Genomic DNA, 19066 nt, shown 5'->3' on the forward strand with positions numbered 1-19066 from the left:
AGCAACCAGATTATGAAACGCGCACTCATTACCGGCATCACCGGCCAAGACGGTTCTTATCTTGCAGAACTGCTCCTGTCCAAAGACTATGAAGTTCACGGCATCATCCGCCGTTCGAGCAGTTTCAACACCGGGCGCATCGAGCATCTCTATATCGACCCGCATGCTGAAAATGCCCGCATCTTTTTGCACTATGGCGATCTGGCGGATTCGGTGCAGCTCGTCAAGCTGCTCTATGACTTGCAGCCGGATGAGATTTACAACATCGGCGCGCAGAGCCACGTGCGCGTGAGCTTCGACATTCCGGAGTACACCGCCGACATCGCTGGCCTGGGCACGCTGCGCATTTTGGAAGCGATTCGTGAATCCGGCGTCAAATGCCGTTTCTATCAAGCTTCCAGCAGCGAGATGTTCGGCAAAGTCGCAGAAGTTCCGCAGAAAGAGACCACGCCGTTTCATCCGAGAAGCCCTTATGGCTGTGCTAAAGTTTTCGCTTATTGGGCCACCGTGAATTATCGCGAAGGTTACCGATTGTTTGCCACTAACGGCATTTTGTTCAATCACGAATCTCCACGCCGTGGCGAAACCTTTGTCACGCGCAAGATCACGCGCGCGGTGGCGCGCATCAAACTCGGCCTGCAAGACAAGCTTTTTATGGGAAATCTCGATGCACGCCGCGACTGGGGCTACGCGCCGGAATACGTCGAGGCCATGTGGCTGATGCTGCAGCACGAGATTCCCGACGACTTCGTCATTGCCACCGGCGAGACGCATTCCATTCGCGAATTCTTGCAGGAAGCTTTTGCCTACCTGGACATGGATTGGCGGGAATTTGTGGAGATCGACGCGCGTTATTTTCGCCCGGCCGAAGTTGATTTGTTAATCGGTAACGCCGCGAAAGCGCGCGAGCTGCTGGGCTGGGAGCCGCGTGTCCGCTTCAAAGAATTGGTGCGAATCATGGTTGATGCCGATTTGCAGGATTTGCAGCGGCAAAGCCAGGGTATGCATTTGAAACGCGAAGCCAGCAAAGAAGCCGCCCACGCGGTTCTCGTCCGTTAGATGGATTGATGGAGTACTGGATCAATGGAGTTTTAGAACCATCGGCGATCTATCAATCCAGACATCCATCAACCCAACTGATGACTGGTAACTTCACGTCATGAAGTTAGCGAGCAAAAATTACGTCCCGTAGGGACAATGTGAAAATAACCCAGAGATTTTATCTCTGGGAATTTGAAACAACAGCGTTTTCCAGTCCCGCTAGGGACGATTGAAAAGAGCCGTTTAAAATATCACGATCACCGTGTTCTCATTCGTCCCTTGCGGGACTCGTGAGGCAACGATAGGCGATATTTTCCAACAATAAATTGTTGGGCTATGGTCGAATGTCCCTTCGGGACGCAAAAAGCAACAGACTCTTTGCTTAACTTAATGATATGGACTTGTAACTGATAACTGCCCTTGTCTTTCTGGCTTAACAAACATGTTTTAGTCACCGGTGGCGCCGGCTTTCTTGGTTCCTTCATTGTAGAGAACCTGCAAGCCCGTGGCTGCCAACACATTTTCGTGCCGCGGCGCAAAGATTACGACCTCACCCAAATCGAAGCCGTGCGCCGGTTGTATCGCGAGGCGAAGCCGGATATCGTCATTCACCTCGCCGCCGTGGTCGGCGGCATTGGCGCCAATCGTCTGAATCCCGGCAAATACTTTTATGAGAACGCCATCATGGGCTTGCAGATGATGGAAGAAGCCCGGCTGAACAACGTAGAAAAATTTGTCGCCACCGGCACCATCTGCGCGTATCCCAAATTCACGCCGGTACCGTTTCGTGAGGAAGATTTGTGGAACGGCTATCCCGAAGAGACCAACGCGCCCTATGGTCTCGCCAAAAAAATGATGCTGGTGCAAAGCCAGGCCTATCGCGAGCAATACGGTTTCAATTCGATCTTTCTTCTGCCGGTGAATCTCTACGGCCCGCGTGATAATTTTGATTTGGAATCATCGCATGTGATTCCGGCCTTGATTCGCAAGTGCCTGGAATCCAAAGAAACGAAAGCAGAACATCTCGTTGCCTGGGGCGACGGCTCACCCACCCGCGAGTTTCTTTACGTGGAAGACGCCGCTGAAGGCATTCTCCTGGCGACCGAGCTTTACAACAGCAGCGATCCGGTCAACCTCGGCGCTAGCCATGAAATTTCCATTAAAAATTTGGTCGAAATGATCGCGCACCTCACTGGTTATGAAGGCCAAATCAAATGGGACACCACCCGTCCCAACGGCCAGCCGCGACGAGCGTTAGATACCGGCAAGGCTGAGAAGCTCTTTGGATTCAAAGCGGAGATGCCGCTGGAAGAAGGGTTGCGTAGGACTATTGAGTGGTACGAACAGACTCGCGTGGCGCATAGAGCAAAGCGCATGGCATAATTCGCTTTGCGCCAAGCGCTATGCCCTCTGCGCTTTGCTTTCAGGACACAGATGATCGAAACCAAAACATCACCCGACATATTTCCGACTGAAACCGCCATCCAGCCCGCCAACGGCAAGGCCTCTCATCCTCCGGCATTGCCCGCGGATGACAGCGGCTGGACCATGGTTATCCGGCCCAAAGGCCATTGGCTGGAGCTGCGGCTTGACGAGTTGTGGCAGTACCGCGATCTCATCATGCTCTTCGTCCGCCGGGATTTTGTCGCGGCGTACAAGCAAACCATTCTCGGGCCGCTGTGGCATCTCATTCAGCCCTTGTTCACGGCCCTGACGTTCACGTTCATCTTCGGCAACGTTGCCGGACTCTCCACCGATGGTTTGCCCAAATTTCTGTTCTACATGGCGGGAACCGTGGCGTGGGGCTATTTTGCCAAATGTGTTACCAGTACCTCGGAAACGTTTGTCGCCAATGCCGGCATCTTTGGCAAGGTCTATTTCCCGCGCCTGGCCACGCCGATTTCCATTATCATCTCGGCGCTGATTTCGTTCGGCATTCAGTTCGGCATCTTTTTGTTCTTCATGGCCTACTTCGGCGTGCGCGGCGCGGACCTTCATCCCAACAAGTGGATTCTGCTCACACCGGTGTTGTTGCTGCTCATGGCCGGCCTCGGGCTTGGCGCCGGCATCATCGTGTCCTCGCTCACCACGCGCTATCGCGATCTGCGGTTTCTGGTGTCATTCGGCGTGCAATTGCTAATGTACGCCACGCCGGTGATTTACCCGCTCTCCACCATTCCGGAAAAGTACAAGAGCCTGATCATGGCCAATCCCATGACGCCGATCATCGAGACTTTTCGCTTTGCGTTCCTGGGCGCCGGCACCGTGGATGCGATGCACCTGCTCTACAGTGCGGGTTTTACCGTGGTAGTCTTGCTGGCGGGGATTCTGCTGTTCAACAAAGTCGAGCGGACGTTTATGGATACGGTATGAGGGGGTGGAAGGGCGTGGGCCGTAGAGCGTAGGTGCGAGCCAGCACCATGCGCTTTGTCACAAAGTCAACCCTGTTTTTGAAGATTTTTGTAACGAAGTAAAGGCAATTTCTGTTTTCATTACTTCCACCAAAACAATAGATGACAGAAAAATAAAAGATTTTCAAATCTTTCTTTGTGCCGCTACGGGCGTAGCCTTTGTGGTGATGAATTATTCCGGATTAAAGTTACCACATCATTTTGGCCTAAAGCTTCTACACCGGATTTCAGACAAGCTGAACACCGGAGCCTTTCAGGCAGCACAAAAACTTTTGGCAGAATGATTTGACGACAGAATTATTTCAAAATCATTCTGCCGAAAAATTATTCTGCCAAGAGCTTTCATGATTTTTTTCTGAGTTTGAAAAGCTGCTCGATTAATAGTTTTGCCCTAAAATGGTTTTGCCTTACGCTTTACGCCTTACGTTTTACCCCACATGCCAACAGTCATCAAAGTCGAAAACCTCTCCAAATACTACCGCCTCGGTTTGATCGGCGGCAAGACCCTGCACGATGACCTCAACCGCTGGTGGGCGCGGGTGCGGAAACAGCCGGACCCGCTGCTCAAGATCGGCCAGGAAGACCGCCGGAACGGGAACGACGAATCTATCTGGGCGCTGCGGGACGTGAGTTTTGAAGTGCAGCAAGGCGAGATTGTCGGCATTATTGGCCGCAACGGCGCCGGCAAGAGCACCCTGCTCAAGATTCTCTCGCGCATTACCGCACCCACCTCGGGACAGGTGAAGGTGAAGGGGCGGATTGCCAGTTTGCTCGAAGTGGGCACCGGCTTTCACCCCGAGCTGACCGGACGCGAGAATATCTACTTGAACGGCGCGATCTTGGGAATGAAAAAGGCCGAGATCGACCGCAAGTTTGACGAGATTGTGGCATTCGCGGAAGTGGAAAAGTTCATCGACACGCCGGTGAAGCGCACACCATTCCGGAAAAGTATCGCGGCTTGATCATAGTGAATCCCATGACGCCAATCATTGAGACCTTTCATTTTGCGTTTTAGGCGTGGGCACCGTAATGCGGCATAATGCAGGAATAATATACCAAAATGCTATTTAACTCCATACAATATATATTATTTTTACCAACGGTCGTAATCCTTTATTTCGCATTGCCACAGCGCTATCGCTGGACGTTGCTTCTTGCCGCAAGCTGCTATTTCTACATGTGTTGGAAAGTAGAATACATTTTTTTGCTTGCCGGTTCGATCATGATCGACTATTATGTTGCCATTTGCATGGATCGGACAGAAATAAAATCAAGAAGAAGGATATACTTGCTTATTAGTTTGGTTTCAAATGTCGGTATTTTGTTTACATTTAAATATTTTAACTTTCTCAACGATTCATTCAGGGCGATTTTCAACCACTTCAATATTTTTTATGGCGTTCCTGCATTCAACTTGCTTCTTCCCGTAGGAATTTCCTTTTATATATTCCAATCCTTAAGTTATTCGATTGATGTTTATCGTGGTCAAATAAAGGCTGAAAGGCATCTAGGAATCTTTGCTTTGTATGTAGTGTATTTCCCGCAATTAGTCGCCGGCCCGATTGAAAGATCTACCCATCTGCTTCCCCAATTCCGGCTAAAACAAAAATTCGATTTTCATAGAGTTTATGAAGGTCTGACGCAAATACTCTGGGGGTTTTTCAAAAAAGTGGTTATAGCAGATCGTTTGGCAGTTTATGTCAATGAAGTTTATAACAATCCAGGCAGTTACGCGGGGGCACCTGTACTTTTGGCAACATACTTTTTCGCTTTTCAAATCTATTGTGACTTTTCAGGATATTCTGATATCGCGATCGGTTCAGCTAGAATTCTGGGCCATGACTTGATGACTAATTTTAAACGTCCGTATTTTTCAAAGTCGATCGCTGAATTTTGGCAGCGTTGGCATATTTCCCTATCCACATGGTTTCGGGATTATCTCTACATTCCACTCGGTGGAAACCGAGTCGGCAAATGGCGCTGGTATTACAATTTGCTGATTGTTTTCATCATAAGCGGGATCTGGCACGGTGCTAACTGGACATTCTTCTTATGGGGATTCTTACACGGAATTTATCTTGTTTCTTCAATTTTGACCAATGGAATTCGCCAAAAGATATCACATCTGTTTGGTTTTGAGGCGTTGCCACTGTTGCAAAAGTGCATGAGAATCTTTGTTACATTTCATTTAGTGTTATTTTCCTGGATTTTTTTCAGAGCTAATTCTTTGGGAGACGCCTTTCTTATAATAAAAAACATTTTCGCTATTGCCGAGTCTTCGCCAGTGCTTTTGATCGATGCTGGCTTTGGTCTGATTGAATTCAGCATCGCTCTGTTCACGATCATGCTAATGCTGTCCATCCACCTGATCGAACGCAGGACCACGCTCGCAACTTTGATTTCTCAAAAGCCGCTATGGATGAGATGGACGTTTAATTACGCACTAATTCTTCTGATCCTTAATTTTGGCATGTTTCATAATCCCGCCGAATTTATCTATTTTCAGTTCTAAGTTTACAGATGCAATCTGGCAACGCTTCGTACATATTCAAATCAATACTCTTTGTGGCTATATTGGTTTTGCTGCTCGGAGTAAATCATGCCATAATCGAATACTTGCTCGAAAAAAATAAAGCAAGTCTCGCAAATTGGTTATTATCGCAGCAAGAGAAGAAAGAATATGATGCGGTAATTCTTGGCTCTTCCTCGGCCCGAGCTGCAATCAACGTTCACCAATTCTCAAAGGCCGTTAACCAATCGGTCATTAGTCTGGCCTCTGCCGGCGTTGCCTACCCGGAGCAATATTTAATCTGGGAATTATTCTTGCGCAATAATAAGACTAAATCCCTGATCCTTGCTGCAGATTACTGGGGGCTCAGCGACTATGGGTTTTCTTACCCTTACCACGAGTATCAGTACATGCATCGCTTGGACAACGAGATCGTTCTTACAAACCTTGAAGACAATTATGGGAAATCGAAAATACTTCTGTGGCAATTTTTGCCCATGTCTAAGTATGCGGAATTCAACGCTCAAATTGGTCTTCATCACGCCTTGATTAATCTCATGAAGAATCCTGCTCCATATAATCCTTATCCAACAAATGACAACCGTAAAAAGCTGGCTTACGACGAAGAAAGCGCTGCCAGCATAACTGTTTCCGTAAAACCGAGCGAGAGCTGGGATGAGAATCGTGAAAAATATTTTTTGAAAATTCTTCAACTATCCAGAGATCATAATGTTCAATTATTTTTGTTCATTTCTCCCGTCTTAAATGATTCCAGAATTTATGACCTCCCGAAAGACAAAATTATTGACTATTACGCCCAGAAAGCAAAAGCATTCGGTGCATACCTCTTCAATATAAATGGACATGAGCTGACCAGAAATCCCAATAACTTTGTGAATGTAACGCATCTAAACAGTGACGGTGCTAAAGTCTTCACCGATCTCTTCGCCCAATTCCTTTTGTCAAAGAGATTTCTGGCCATAGGGCAGACACTCTCGCCGCAAAATATCCCGTAACTGTCTTATGTCAACCGTTATACAAATAGAAGACCTTTCCAAATACTACCGCCTTGGGTTGATTGGCGGCAAGACCCTGCACGATGATCTCAACCGCTGGTGGGCGCGGGTGCGGAAACAGCCGGATCCGCTGCTCAAGATCGGCCAGGAAGATCCCGCTACGCGGGACGAATACATCTGGGCGCTGCGGGATATAAACTTTGAAGTGCAGCAAGGCGAAATCGTCGGCATTATCGGTCGCAACGGCGCCGGCAAGAGCACGCTGCTCAAAATTCTCTCCCGCATTACCGCGCCCACTTCGGGACAGGTGAAAGTGAAAGGGCGGATTGCCAGCTTGCTCGAAGTGGGCACCGGCTTTCACCCCGAGCTGACCGGACGCGAAAATATCTACTTGAACGGCGCGATCTTGGGGATGAAGAAAGCGGAGATTGACCGCAAGTTTGACGAGATTGTCGCTTTCGCCGAAGTGGAAAAATTTATTGACACGCCGGTGAAACGCTACTCCAGCGGGATGTATGTGCGCTTGGCGTTTGCAGTGGCCGCACACTTGGAGCCGGAGATTTTGATAGTGGACGAAGTGCTGGCGGTGGGGGATGCGGCGTTTCAGAAGAAGTGTTTGGGAAAGATGGGAGATGTTGCAAGAGAAGGGCGGACGGTGTTGTTTGTGAGTCATAATATGGGGGCAATTACAAATCTATGTTCGCGCGCTGTTCTTATCGTTAATGGACAAATTATCGCAGATAACAATGCGAGCACAATTGTCGGAAAATACATAGGTAGTCTCTCGTGTGCAACGGATTCCTCCTATATGTGTCAGGAAAAGCCAAATAATCGCGCTTGGATCGATTCTGCATCTCTCAAATCTGCGAATGGGAAAAAAACCGACACTTTTTTGATGACTGAGTTCATGATTGTGGAATGTTTACTTAAGATTGTGGAGAAGTCGAGATTCACACTTAGTGTTCAAATCAAAGAAATGAATAATTCGCCAGTATGTCATTTCCCCAATGGAGATTCGTCCTACATTTTGCCTTCTCTTCCTGGATCTCATCGAATTAAAGTACGTATTCCTTCTCTCAATCTTTACCCTGGAGAGTATCTTTTACAACTAACCTTGTGCGAATTTGCATTTGGACATTTTGAAGAAATTCACATTGTGGAAAGTATCAGTTTCCATGTTGAACAAGACCATTCACTATGTCGTCGTCCACTTAGTCGACATGCAGGTTTGGTATTTTCCTATGCTGAATGGTCCGATTGAGCATACGGAATGAGGCATAAAAACAGCAAAACGATCTATACACATCGCTGCGTATAGGTCAGTGTAATCGGAAGAACGCAACCATTATCACAATGTTTTATTTAGGAGAAAATTGATCATGAAGATTTTAGTAACGGGTGGAGCGGGATATGTGGGAAATTTACTAGCTAAGGCGTTGCTTGGAGCTGGACATGTAGTTACGATCTTCGACAACTTCATGTTTGGTTACGATTCTGTTCTACATATCGTGAATCATCCAAATCTGCATATAATCAAGGGCGATATCCGAAATGACAATCTCGCATACTTGCATGACAAGGATGTTATCTTCCATCTGGCAGCAATCAGTGGGTATCCAGCATGCGAGGCAAATCCTAATTCGGCGAAGTTAATTAATGTTGATGCTACAGTGCGAATTTCTGACTACTTAGCTAAGGATCAATTGCTTATTTATGCTTCAACCACTTCCTTTTACGGGAATAGTGGCTCGGTCAGTGATGAGAAAACAATTGTAAACCCGGTCAGTCTCTATGGGTTAACTAAACATCAAGCCGAACAAATAATATTGCAGAGAGAGAATGCGATTTCCTTGCGGTGGGCAACAGTGTTTGGAGTAAGCCCTCGGATGCGCGCAGGATTGCTAGTGAATGACTTTGTTCAAAAAGCAGTACAAGAAGGAACGTTGGTATTATACTCTCCCTATTCGAAACGTACGTTTATGCATGTTGCTGATTCGGTGAAAGGATACCTTTTTGCTTTGGATCATGCCCATCAGATGCGTGGTCAAATATACAATATGGGCAGTGAAAAGCTAAACTTTTCTAAAAGAGAAATCGCTGATGCTATAAAACAGTATTTTTCTTTTGAAATAATTGAGGCAAACATGTTAGACAAAGATGTTCGACATTTTAGCGTTTCTTTTGCCAATGCGCGTGCGCTTGGTTTCAATTGCGAAGTCTCTTTAGAAGATGGCATTCATGAAATGATCAAATTGTATCGTTTCTATACTCCACATTCCTTCATAAAGCCTATTTGAGGAGGATCACAGGTGAAGATTCCACAAGTTTTACCATGGCTTGACCAAGATGAGATATCTGCCGTTAATGATACCATTAAAGCGAATTGGATCACAGAGGGCCGATTGTCGACTGAGTTTAGCTTAAAACTCAATGAGTTAATTGGAACACAATATGGTGTATTTGCGCCCAATGGTACTTTAGCGCTCTTCCTGGGGTTGTTAGCTATGGGAATTGGGCCAGGTGACGAGGTCATAGTTCCTGATTGTACTTTTATTGCTTCTGCTAATGCTGTTATTCTGACAGGTGCCAAGCCGGTCTTCGTTGATGTAAATCGCCTCAACTACCAGATTGATGTATCGCAGTGTGAACATTTGGTGACGCCGCGTACACGTGCTATAATGCCAGTGCATTTATTTGGGATGACTGCCAATATGATGGAAGTGATGCAATTTGCCGAACGATATCATCTCCGTGTCATTGAAGATGCTGCACAGGCAATAGGTGTTCGGTACAAGGGGCGACATGCTGGTACGTTTGGCGATATAGGGTGTTTCTCCTTTTTTGCAGACAAAACGATTACAACGGGCGAAGGAGGATATGTCGTGTGTAAGGATAAGGGACTTTATGAAAGATTGCTTCTGCTTAGAAATCAGGGACGTATTGATCGTGGTTCGTTTATCCATCCGGCTATTGGTTACAATTTCCGTATGACCGATTTGCAGGCAGCGATCGGACTAGTGCAATTGGCCAAACTGGATACGATCATTCAACGTAAGCACATTATATTGGAATGGTATCATCGCGAGCTAGATTCCATAGAAAATATACAGTTCGTTACAGTGGTGCCTGAATCCGAGTACGTTCCTTTTCGTGTTGTGCTGATTTGTCGTGGTGCGCACAGCTTGATGACTTACTTGTCAGAGCATGGTGTTCAATCGCGAACGTTTTTTTTCCCATTGCATAGGCAACCGTGTTTTGAATACTTAGGAAGGGCGCAAGGAGGTATGTTGGACTTGGATGACGAGCTTTATCCTAATGCAGTCTTTGGCTATGAAAATGGTATTTGTTTGCCAGTATTTCCTACTTTATCTAATGAACAAGTGGATTATATCTGTTCTCACATAAAGGAATTCTACGTAAGATGATGGATCCTCTCTACTACGATTATTACGATAAGATATACTCAGGCAAGAACTACCGGGCTGAAGTCGAAACGGTGCTTGGACTTTTTCAAAACAGCGTTGGCAAAATTCCTAAACGAGTTCTTGATGTTGGCTGTGGCACTGGAAGCCATGCTTTAATTCTTGCTGAAAAAGGCTGTGACGTGGTTGGAATTGACCTGGATTGCGGTGTAGTCGATATAGCTCATCGGAAATGCAGTGGCCAGACAAACGCCACGCCTGTATTCTTATGTGAAGACGTAAGCAAACTTGAAGCAGGGAAATTCGATTTGACAGTGTCACTGTTCAATGTTATAAACTACATTGATCAAATGGATAGCCTATTGATGTTTTTTGAATCTATTCATAAGCATCTTTTTGATGAAGGCGTATTCATCTTCGATTGCTGGAACGGCCTGGCTGCCATTTTGGATCCGCCACGTAACAAGGATTCTAGGTTTTTAGTTGGTGGGGAACAGATTGATATTACTACCCGTCCTTGTGTTGAGTTAATGAATCAAAGCGTGAGGGTAGATAATTGTGTTGAAGTGACCGGTTCTGATGGAAGCAAACGTAAATTTATCTTTAGTTACCATCAAACCCTGTGGACTCCTTGGTGTTTAAAGAACGTCCTAATGATAGCGGGTTTCGAGATACTTTATGTCTCTGCTTGGATGCAGCCAAATGTTATAGCTACCTATAATACATGGAAGATCACTTTTGTTTGTCAAAAAACCGGTAAAGTCTTGAGTCATATTAATAATAAATGATAATTTATCTGTCCCACCCTTTCAAAACCTTATTATTAAATTTGCGTCTAATTTTGCCGAAAGAAAGGAGTGTGAAAATGCTGCAAAACGCAAGAAAGCGACGAAGAGATCACAACATAGAGAAAATAAGGCAAATGATCAACATCGCATATTACCCAGGCTATCGCGTCTATCTACAGAATCAGGGGTTTAATATTAATCATCCACTGAATCTCACTGGTAACCTGGATAAATGGGCGGCGTTAAAACAATTCTTAGAAGAACGGAATATAAGCATCAATACTTACGATATGTATCAAGATTTCAAAAAGATCGACATTTGGCTAATAGAAGACGCCGTACCTGACAGGTTCAAGTTTCTGCTGAAACACTGTATTAATCCTCGAAGCATAATATTTATGTTGATGGAACCTCCTGTCGTAAATCCATGGGGATGGAGATATTTAAAATACTATTCTTGTCTTTTCAAAGCTATCTTGACTTGGAATAGTGAACTTACCCAAAAACATAAAAAGTTTTTTCATTATCATTTCCCACAAAGATTTGATAGATCGAAGCACTCTTACTATAATTCAAAGAGAAAACGAAACTTATGTGTCATGGTGCACTCAAACAAATTGTCAAGCGTTCCCGGCGAGTTATATTCCTTTCGCCGAGATATCATTAGATATTTTGAGAAAAGAGGGGATAGCTTGTTGGAACTTTATGGATATGGCTGGAATGATGAAAAAAGCAGTACCCCATTTTTTACCAATCTTTATAAAGGTACTACACCAGACAAAAAAGAGACATTCTCAGAGTACTATTTTACCTTTTGTATTGACAATAGTGTAGTTCCAGGATACATTACATATGATCCGCTTATAGCAATGTCTACAGGATCGGTGCCCATTTATTTGCCCATGCCTGATTCTCTCAAATATATTCCCGGCAATACATTCATCAATATCAACGACTTTTCAACCCTTGATGAACTTGTGTTGTATTTACAAGATATTATTAATACAAACAGATATGAGGAATATAGACATAATGGCTGGGAGTTTATCAATTCTGAACGCTATTTTCCTTTTACTATTGAGAAATTTTGCGAGGATATATTTAAAGCGATTTCAATATTGACCACAACTTGTTTTAGATTTTAATGGGTACAATATAATTGATCATATAATTTCGATACGATGTCAGGGGCTGTTAATACTCTTAAATATATGGCTGATTTAAGATAATTCTTTGAATCTTAGATGATAGCAACAGAATTTTCACCTTCTTGAATTATTATCAGGGTGCGTTGCAGTACTATAATTTTATTTGTTACCAAGAAAGGAAGCATGACCATTGGAAGAATTTTACTATCAAATACACGATCTTGTCAATGTAGTGGTTGATGCACGAGTGGATGATAAGATTGTCAAACAAATAGATTTTCAGATAGGATATTTTCGGAGCAACTTGAGAAGTGATATTGCACCTTACCAAATAGTTGTGAAGCCTTTTGAAGATTTTCAAGCGAGCAGTGAGTGTGATTTACACACATTTCACTTGGTTAAAGGGATTCCCGGAAAATGTCTAATCGATAATAATGCACGACTTGCTTTCGTAAAACAAAAACAGGGCTATACAATTTATACAGATCGGGGGGTATTGATAAATCTTTTTATTCAATTTTTCTTAATTGAGCAAGGAATATCCCTGATTCATGCCGCTGCTATTGCAGATAGATATGGCTGCGTCACGTTGCTCCCTGGAGCTGGTGGAGTGGGGAAAACTGCTCTTTTGGGTTACATGGTAAAAGAACACAATTACCGCCTTTTGGGAGACGATATTATTGGTCTGAATGATCAAGGTTATTGCCTCGCGTTTCCTAGATCTTTTGTCCTGAAAGAATATCATCAATCTGTATACCCCGAGATATTTCAACGACTGAACATTAATATTCAACAAGAGAAGCAGCGAAAGCTCACTTATTCAATTAACCCGACTGCACAGAAATTTATGAGGCTTATTCGAGAAAATGCGCCATTCCTCGGAATAACAAAAAGTCTTTTGCGTCGGTTTAAACTTTACCAGAAAATTACTCGCCATTCCAATGAAACAAAGAATCTTCCCTATTTGGCAACTGTTCCTGTTGAAGAAATATTTGGCCCGGGAATTGTCGCGAATCGAGGAGAAATTGAACGAATTCTATTCTTGGAACGCTATGCAGGCAAACAGTTCAAATTTGCGCCTTTGAGTGAGGAATCGCTTTGCCGTCGTATGTTCGCAATCATAAACCATGAATGGGTGGAAATTATGAGACAATTGTTCACAATAGGTGCATTGGAAATAGAAAATTTGCCAAGGTATTTCGACCGTCTTGCAGCTACAGTACGTTCTGGGATTTCGGGAAAGAAATGCGAAATTTTTTTTATACCGGACAATGCTTCTCCTCGTGAGTTAGAACAATACTTTATCGGTCATGTAAATGAGATCGATGTTCGAAATCGCAGTGTTGTAATCAGGAACGAGATTGATGAGGAACCGGCCACCCAAAATAACAGTGTTAATGCCAGTATATAATGGCGAAAAATATCTAAGTGAGGCAATTGACAGTATTCTTAATCAGACATTCACTGACTTCGAGTTTCTGATTATCAATGATGGTTCGACTGACGACAGTGTAAAGATTATTCAATCGTACGAGGATACGCGTATCCGTTTGATCCATAATGAGACCAATCTCAAGCTGATTGCCACCCTTAATAAAGGGATAGAGGTAGCAAGAGGTGAATACATTGCGCGTATGGATGCAGATGATATTAGCCTACCTGATCGTCTTGCTAAGCAGTTCGACTTCCTGAATGCAAATTCTAAAGTTGGTGTGTTGGGCTGTGCAGTGAAACTCATTGATCATTCCGGAAGCCAGGATCAGATAATGCGATTTCCATCCGCGCATGGTTTTCTCAGATGGTCTTTGTTTTTTTATTGTCCTATTGCCCATCCTTCGGTGATGATGAGACGAGTGCTCGTTAGCGATGCTGGAGGATATCGCTCTACTATGCTGCATGTGGAAGATTATGATCTCTGGTGGCGACTAAGCCAGAAGACACGTTTATCTAACTTACAAGAGGTATTACTTCTTCTTAGAAAACACGAATACAATACGACAAAAACACATTTTGATGAACATGTACAAAATACTTTTAGAGTCATCCAACTCATGATGTGGGAGTTTTTAAATAAGGAAGTTTCAATCGAGTTAGTTCGATGCATTTGGAACGGACGATGTGAGACGTCAGATGACTTTTACCCATTAGCTACACTCATATATCAACTTGCAAACGCTAGCGTAAATGACAATACACTATCGGCGGCGGAGAAACAAGCAATATGTAAAGATGCGGTTAGCCGACTTTCTGCTCTAATTAACCGCAGAGCACGATATGTGAATATATTGGCCGTTCTCGGATTGGCTTTTCGATTAGACTTTGTGTTAACCTGTAGAATAATTATGAAATTGATCCGAAGAAAAATTTTTAAGAATTAGTAAGGATTGAGGTTTATTGCATATTCTCCAAGTCAGCCCGGGTGACATAGGTGGCGGTGCTGAAAAGGTAGGGTGGAACCTATTCACAGGCTGTCGGGAACGAGGTCATCCTTCATGGTTGGCAGTGAGGGCCCAGCATTCTAGTGATCCGGACGTAGTTAAGATTCCTCGTCTGCCACAGTCAAAGGCGTGGGCGACTGCGTGCTGGTTGTTCCATGGACGCTTGGCCCCCTTAAAAGAACGAGTGGCTGGTATTGAACGACTCTGCTCTTGGTTAAGGGATTTGGCCAGAGGGTGGCAACCAGCGATTGAACGCAGAATGGGGCACGAGGATTTTAATTTTCCGGGTAGCCATCGATTACTGCAATTACCGCCATGCAAGCCCGATATCGTTCACTGCCACAATCTGCACGGTGGTTATTTCGATTTGCGATTATTGCCATGGCTTAGCCAACAGGTACCGGTTATCGCGACTTTACACGATGCGTGGCTGCTCAGTGGGCATTGTGCGCATTCTTTTGATTGCGAGCTTTGGCGTACAGGCTGTGGTCATTGTCCTGATTTGACCATATACCCGGCTATCCTCCGAGATGCAACAGCATATAATTGGCGACGAAAACAGCGGATTTATGAGCAAAGTCGACTTTATGTTTCCACTCCCTGTCAGTGGCTGATGAAAAAGGTTGATCAATCCATTTTAGCCCCCAATGTGATAGAGACTCGCGTGATTCCCAACGGGGTAAATTTAAATATTTTTCGACCTTCTAACAAGCAAATAGCTCGAGCGAAGATAGGATTGCCGTCCGATATTCCAATGCTTCTTTTCACAGCCAACTCCATTCAAAAAAATATATGGAAAGATTATCAGACCATGCAAGCTGCTGTAGCAATAATAGCCGAGCAACTCAATAATCAACGGCTGCTTTTTGTTGCCTTGGGCGAAGACGCGCCGAGTGAACAAATAGGGCAGGTAGAAATACAGTTTGTGCCGTATCAGGCAGACCCTGCAATCGTTGCCCGTTACTATCAAGCAGCAGACATCTACATTCACGCTGCCCGTGCTGAGGTGTGGGGTCTTACAATCACTGAGGCGCTAGCTTGTGGTATACCGGTAGTTGCTACGGAAGTAGGGGGAATCCCTGAACAAATTAATGATAATGTTTCCGGGTTTCTGATTCCACCTGGCGATAGCAAATCGATGGCAGATCGAATAATACGGCTTTTGACTGACAAGGACTTGCGGCAACAAATGGGAAAGCAGGCTGCTGAAATAGCGAGAGACAGATTTGATTTAAATCGCCAAGTAGACGATTATTTGGCATGGTATCAGGAGATATTAGACAATCGACAGAATTTTCAAATTTAAGTAAAGTTACACCTACTAATATGGTCGTCGTGCAACTTCTGGGCGGTTTGGGCAATCAACTATATCAATATGCTATTGGTCGGCAAATCGCTCTAACCAATGACGCTCCACTCAAACTCGAGTTATCAAAGGTGGCTAAAGACCCTCTTCGAACCTACAGATTGAAACACTTCAAGATTGAAGCCGAGATCGCTACACCTGATGACGTCATACAGGCTAAAGGCGGAGCCGGCATGATCGGTCGCTTGCTCCGCCGCCTTGACCGATTTAAACCGTATTATCGACGCTTCTGGGTGAAAGAACGTCACTTTCACTTCGATCCTAAAATCTTGACCATCTCTGGCACTGTTTTCTTAGATGGATTCTGGCAGAGCGAGGCCTATTTTAAAAGTATCGAAAAAAAACTTCGTGAAGAGCTGGCGCTTCGTTCCAAACTATCAGCATGCAGCGAACGGATCGCACAAACTATGCAAAACACTACTTCGGTGAGTCTGCACGTGCGTCGGGGAGATTACGCCGCCAATCCGGATATATACTACAATTGCCCTTTGGAATATTACCAAAACGCCATTGCGAAAATCAAAAGCCGCGTTGAAAACCCACATTTTTTTGTCTTTTCAGATGACCCGGCATGGACTCGGGTGAATTTAACGATCAATGACCCCACAACCTTTGTGACCCATAACGGCGTTGATAGAGATTACGAGGATCTTTGGCTGATAAGTCAGTGTAAACACCATATCATTGCCAACAGCACATTTAGTTGGTGGGGCGCATGGCTGTGCTCGCAGCCTGGAAAAACCATTATTGCGCCCAAACAATGGGCTTGGCAAGCGAAGTACAATCATAAAGAGCGCATCCCAGAGGAGTGGGAAACGCTATAAAGAAGATGCACATTTGCCTGGCAACACGAGAGTTTCCACCGATAACAAATGGCGGCATAGCCTCCTATTACGTTCATTTAGCGCAACTGCTTGCCGACCATGGGCATGAAGTAACGGTTCTGACGGTTGGTAAAGAAGGTAAAGAGTCGCTGTGGACTTATCCGGGCGTAAGGGTTATCAGGCTAAGCCACCCGAGCGAGAAGCTCTTTCGCCGGCTTCGACGGAGATTTGAGGTGGGAATGGATAGCGCGGCGCGCTCCATCGCCGATGGTCTGGCCATGCGTGACTGGCTATTCGCCAACGCTACAAAAATGGATATTGACGTTGTAGAAACTGTTGAATTTGATGGGGCAGCGCCGTTTTTGATTGAAAATGAGTTGCCGCCAACCTTGGTGATGTGCCATGGTTCAAATGGACAGGTGAAGTTTCATACTCAAAAAGGTGAAACGCCAAGGCAAAAACTCATCAATTCACTGGAAGTGATGAGTATCGGATTGGCCGACGAAGTCGGATGTTATAGCCCGCTTAATGCAGAGGACTGGGAGCGTTTCATCGGCCGTAAACCGCGCTTCATTACCGCGCCTTATAAGTTTGCTGACCCTCGCATACTTAAGAAATCTTATGATACGAACAATACCGGCATTGTTGTGGGCAGAATGAATAATTGGAAAGGCATCTTTGAGCTGGTTGAAGCGCTAAATCTTTGCGTGCAAAGAGGAAATAATGTCAAAATCCGCTGGATAGGAAGTGATCAGGCGGCGCCTTTAGAATCGGTCAAATCCGTAAAAGCGTATTTACAGGAACGCTATCCGTCACTGTGGGGAAAGCATTTTCTGTGGGAAGAGTTTTTGCCACCCGAGGAAACCCGGCGTGCGCAGTTGGAAGCAGACTTTGCTATCGTGCCGTCGCGATGGGATACGTTCAATTTCACCGCTATTGAGGCCTTGTCACTGGGTACACCATTGATCATTTCGACCGGCGCCGGTGCCAGCTATCTCTGCAAAAATATGGAAAACGGCATCGTCGTTCCCTCCAGAGATGCCAGGGCATTGGCAAATGCCATTGAAATTCTCCAAGATGGTGTTCTGCGAGAACGACTGGGCAAACAAGGACGAGCAACGATCCAACGAGAATTTGCGGCGGAAAAGATTGTGGCGGAGCACGTCGCCGCGTACGAGTCGGCCATGGAAAGGCACCGATATCGCAAAGAGAAGATTTACAATTCTTCTCTCATGGAGCCGTTTGTGCGGCAATGGCAACAGTCCATAAATATTGCTTCGCTAAAACGATTGGCGCATTTGCCGAGAAAATTGTTGAGTTGATGAATAAAGCTCCTTTGGTTTCCATCGTTATACCCTGTTATAACTATGCCCATTTCTTGCCGGAAGCCATTGAAAGTGCGCTTCATCAGACTTACGCCAATGTGGAGATTTTGGTTGTAGACGATGGATCAACGGATAACACACCAGGGGTGGCAGCGGGCTATAAGGGGCGAGTGAGTTATCACCGTAAGCCGAACGGTGGCCTCTCGCAAGCTCGAAACTATGGGGCACGCCTCTGTCATGGCGAATACGTTGTTTTCCTTGATGCGGATAACCGCCTTGAGCCTACATTTGTTCAAGAATGTCTTGGTATGTTCGCCGTCCATCCGAATGCAGCATTTGTTTATACGCAGTTGCGCCACTTCGGTGATCTGAACTATGTAACTGACCATCCGGCTTATGATCCTGCCCGTTTGAAACGAGGCAATTACATTGACGCCTGTTCGCTTCTCAAGACTGATCTCGTCCGTCACTATCCTTATGATGAGAAAAACCGGACGAGTTGGGAAGATTGGGATTTCTACCTAACCCTGGCAGAAAATGGATTCTACGGCGTACTTTTGAATAAACCACTGGTGTGGTATCGCCGTCACGGGGAAAACATGACCAAAAAGCTTGACCCGCTTATTAAACAGCGGTTGCGGGTCTCGATCTTGAAACGCCATCTGCGGCTCGTGGGGCTCAGAATGTATAGCCAACAGTTATGGCGTTTTTATAGGTTGGTGTTGGGCCGCTATTGGCGTAATTCTTTGAATGTCATGCAAGGTTGAATTTGCGTCCG

16 protein-coding genes and 1 pseudogene are annotated in these 19066 nt (G+C 45.1%); all 17 read left to right on the forward strand.

Features of this window, described 5'->3' with window-relative positions; translation table 11 throughout:
- The first annotated feature begins 12 nt into the window (after nt 1-12).
- On the forward strand, nt 13-1059 hold the full coding sequence (gene gmd / locus FBQ85_01515; GenBank protein ID MDL1873842.1) for a GDP-mannose 4,6-dehydratase: 1047 nt from the start codon (nt 13-15) through the stop codon (nt 1057-1059).
- 402 nt (nt 1060-1461) lie between these two features.
- A complete protein-coding gene (locus FBQ85_01520; protein MDL1873843.1) occupies nt 1462-2424 on the forward strand; it encodes a GDP-L-fucose synthase in 963 nt (320 codons plus the stop codon).
- Between the two features lie 165 nt (nt 2425-2589).
- On the forward strand, nt 2590-3414 hold the full coding sequence (locus tag FBQ85_01525; protein ID MDL1873844.1) for an ABC transporter permease: 825 nt from the start codon (nt 2590-2592) through the stop codon (nt 3412-3414).
- A gap of 475 nt (nt 3415-3889) precedes the next feature.
- Nucleotides 3890-4445 (forward strand): annotated as a pseudogene (locus FBQ85_01530) (ATP-binding cassette domain-containing protein).
- 67 nt (nt 4446-4512) lie between these two features.
- The gene (locus FBQ85_01535) at nt 4513-5964 is read left to right on the forward strand and encodes an MBOAT family protein (protein ID MDL1873845.1); all 1452 of its coding nucleotides are present in this window, start codon (nt 4513-4515) and stop codon (nt 5962-5964) included.
- A gap of 53 nt (nt 5965-6017) precedes the next feature.
- Nucleotides 6018-6977, forward strand: coding sequence for a hypothetical protein (locus tag FBQ85_01540; protein ID MDL1873846.1), 960 nt, complete (start codon nt 6018-6020; stop codon nt 6975-6977).
- Between the two features lie 7 nt (nt 6978-6984).
- Complete coding sequence (locus FBQ85_01545) at nt 6985-8238, forward strand: ATP-binding cassette domain-containing protein (protein ID MDL1873847.1); 1254 nt, start codon at nt 6985-6987, stop codon at nt 8236-8238.
- A gap of 118 nt (nt 8239-8356) precedes the next feature.
- Nucleotides 8357-9274 carry an NAD(P)-dependent oxidoreductase gene (locus FBQ85_01550; protein ID MDL1873848.1) on the forward strand — a complete coding sequence of 306 codons (918 nt, stop codon included), beginning with the start codon at nt 8357-8359 and terminating at the stop codon, nt 9272-9274.
- Between the two features lie 12 nt (nt 9275-9286).
- Entirely contained in the window at nt 9287-10402 is a 1116-nt protein-coding gene (locus FBQ85_01555; GenBank protein ID MDL1873849.1) for a DegT/DnrJ/EryC1/StrS family aminotransferase, read from the forward strand.
- Entirely contained in the window at nt 10399-11187 is a 789-nt protein-coding gene (locus tag FBQ85_01560) for a methyltransferase domain-containing protein (protein MDL1873850.1), read from the forward strand. Before FBQ85_01555 ends, FBQ85_01560 begins: the two co-directional genes overlap by 4 nt.
- Nucleotides 11184-12332 carry a hypothetical protein gene (locus FBQ85_01565; GenBank protein MDL1873851.1) on the forward strand — a complete coding sequence of 383 codons (1149 nt, stop codon included), beginning with the start codon at nt 11184-11186 and terminating at the stop codon, nt 12330-12332. Before FBQ85_01560 ends, FBQ85_01565 begins: the two co-directional genes overlap by 4 nt.
- Nucleotides 12333-12525: 193 nt before the next feature.
- The gene (locus tag FBQ85_01570; protein MDL1873852.1) at nt 12526-13746 is read left to right on the forward strand and encodes a hypothetical protein; all 1221 of its coding nucleotides are present in this window, start codon (nt 12526-12528) and stop codon (nt 13744-13746) included.
- The gene (locus FBQ85_01575) at nt 13700-14713 is read left to right on the forward strand and encodes a glycosyltransferase (protein MDL1873853.1); all 1014 of its coding nucleotides are present in this window, start codon (nt 13700-13702) and stop codon (nt 14711-14713) included. Before FBQ85_01570 ends, FBQ85_01575 begins: the two co-directional genes overlap by 47 nt.
- Nucleotides 14714-14729: 16 nt before the next feature.
- Nucleotides 14730-16079, forward strand: coding sequence for a glycosyltransferase (locus FBQ85_01580; protein ID MDL1873854.1), 1350 nt, complete (start codon nt 14730-14732; stop codon nt 16077-16079).
- A complete protein-coding gene (locus FBQ85_01585; GenBank protein ID MDL1873855.1) occupies nt 16034-16963 on the forward strand; it encodes an alpha-1,2-fucosyltransferase in 930 nt (309 codons plus the stop codon). Before FBQ85_01580 ends, FBQ85_01585 begins: the two co-directional genes overlap by 46 nt.
- A gap of 5 nt (nt 16964-16968) precedes the next feature.
- A complete protein-coding gene (locus FBQ85_01590) occupies nt 16969-18285 on the forward strand; it encodes a glycosyltransferase family 4 protein (GenBank protein MDL1873856.1) in 1317 nt (438 codons plus the stop codon).
- Nucleotides 18216-19055, forward strand: a complete 840-nt coding sequence (locus FBQ85_01595; protein MDL1873857.1) for a glycosyltransferase — start codon at nt 18216-18218, stop codon at nt 19053-19055. Before FBQ85_01590 ends, FBQ85_01595 begins: the two co-directional genes overlap by 70 nt.
- The last annotated feature ends 11 nt before the right edge of the window (nt 19056-19066 follow it).

Source organism: Cytophagia bacterium CHB2, assembly GCA_030263535.1.
In the GTDB taxonomy this organism is placed as follows: domain Bacteria; phylum Zhuqueibacterota; class Zhuqueibacteria; order Zhuqueibacterales; family Zhuqueibacteraceae; genus Coneutiohabitans.

Excerpts from the sequence above, each read along its gene's own strand:
- gmd (MDL1873842.1), top strand. The coding sequence starts at position 13 with ATGAAACGCGCACTCATTACCGGCATCACCGGCCAAGACGGTTCTTAT.
- FBQ85_01525 (MDL1873844.1), top strand. The coding sequence starts at position 2,590 with ATGGTTATCCGGCCCAAAGGCCATTGGCTGGAGCTGCGGCTTGACGAG.
- FBQ85_01535 (MDL1873845.1), top strand. The coding sequence starts at position 4,513 with ATGCTATTTAACTCCATACAATATATATTATTTTTACCAACGGTCGTA.
- FBQ85_01545 (MDL1873847.1), top strand. The coding sequence starts at position 6,985 with ATGTCAACCGTTATACAAATAGAAGACCTTTCCAAATACTACCGCCTT.
- FBQ85_01550 (MDL1873848.1), top strand. The coding sequence starts at position 8,357 with ATGAAGATTTTAGTAACGGGTGGAGCGGGATATGTGGGAAATTTACTA.
- FBQ85_01560 (MDL1873850.1), top strand. The coding sequence starts at position 10,399 with ATGATGGATCCTCTCTACTACGATTATTACGATAAGATATACTCAGGC.
- FBQ85_01565 (MDL1873851.1), top strand. The coding sequence starts at position 11,184 with ATGATAATTTATCTGTCCCACCCTTTCAAAACCTTATTATTAAATTTG.
- FBQ85_01575 (MDL1873853.1), top strand. The coding sequence starts at position 13,700 with ATGAGGAACCGGCCACCCAAAATAACAGTGTTAATGCCAGTATATAAT.
- FBQ85_01585 (MDL1873855.1), top strand. The coding sequence starts at position 16,034 with ATGGTATCAGGAGATATTAGACAATCGACAGAATTTTCAAATTTAAGT.
- FBQ85_01590 (MDL1873856.1), top strand. The coding sequence starts at position 16,969 with ATGCACATTTGCCTGGCAACACGAGAGTTTCCACCGATAACAAATGGC.
- FBQ85_01595 (MDL1873857.1), top strand. The coding sequence starts at position 18,216 with ATGGCAACAGTCCATAAATATTGCTTCGCTAAAACGATTGGCGCATTT.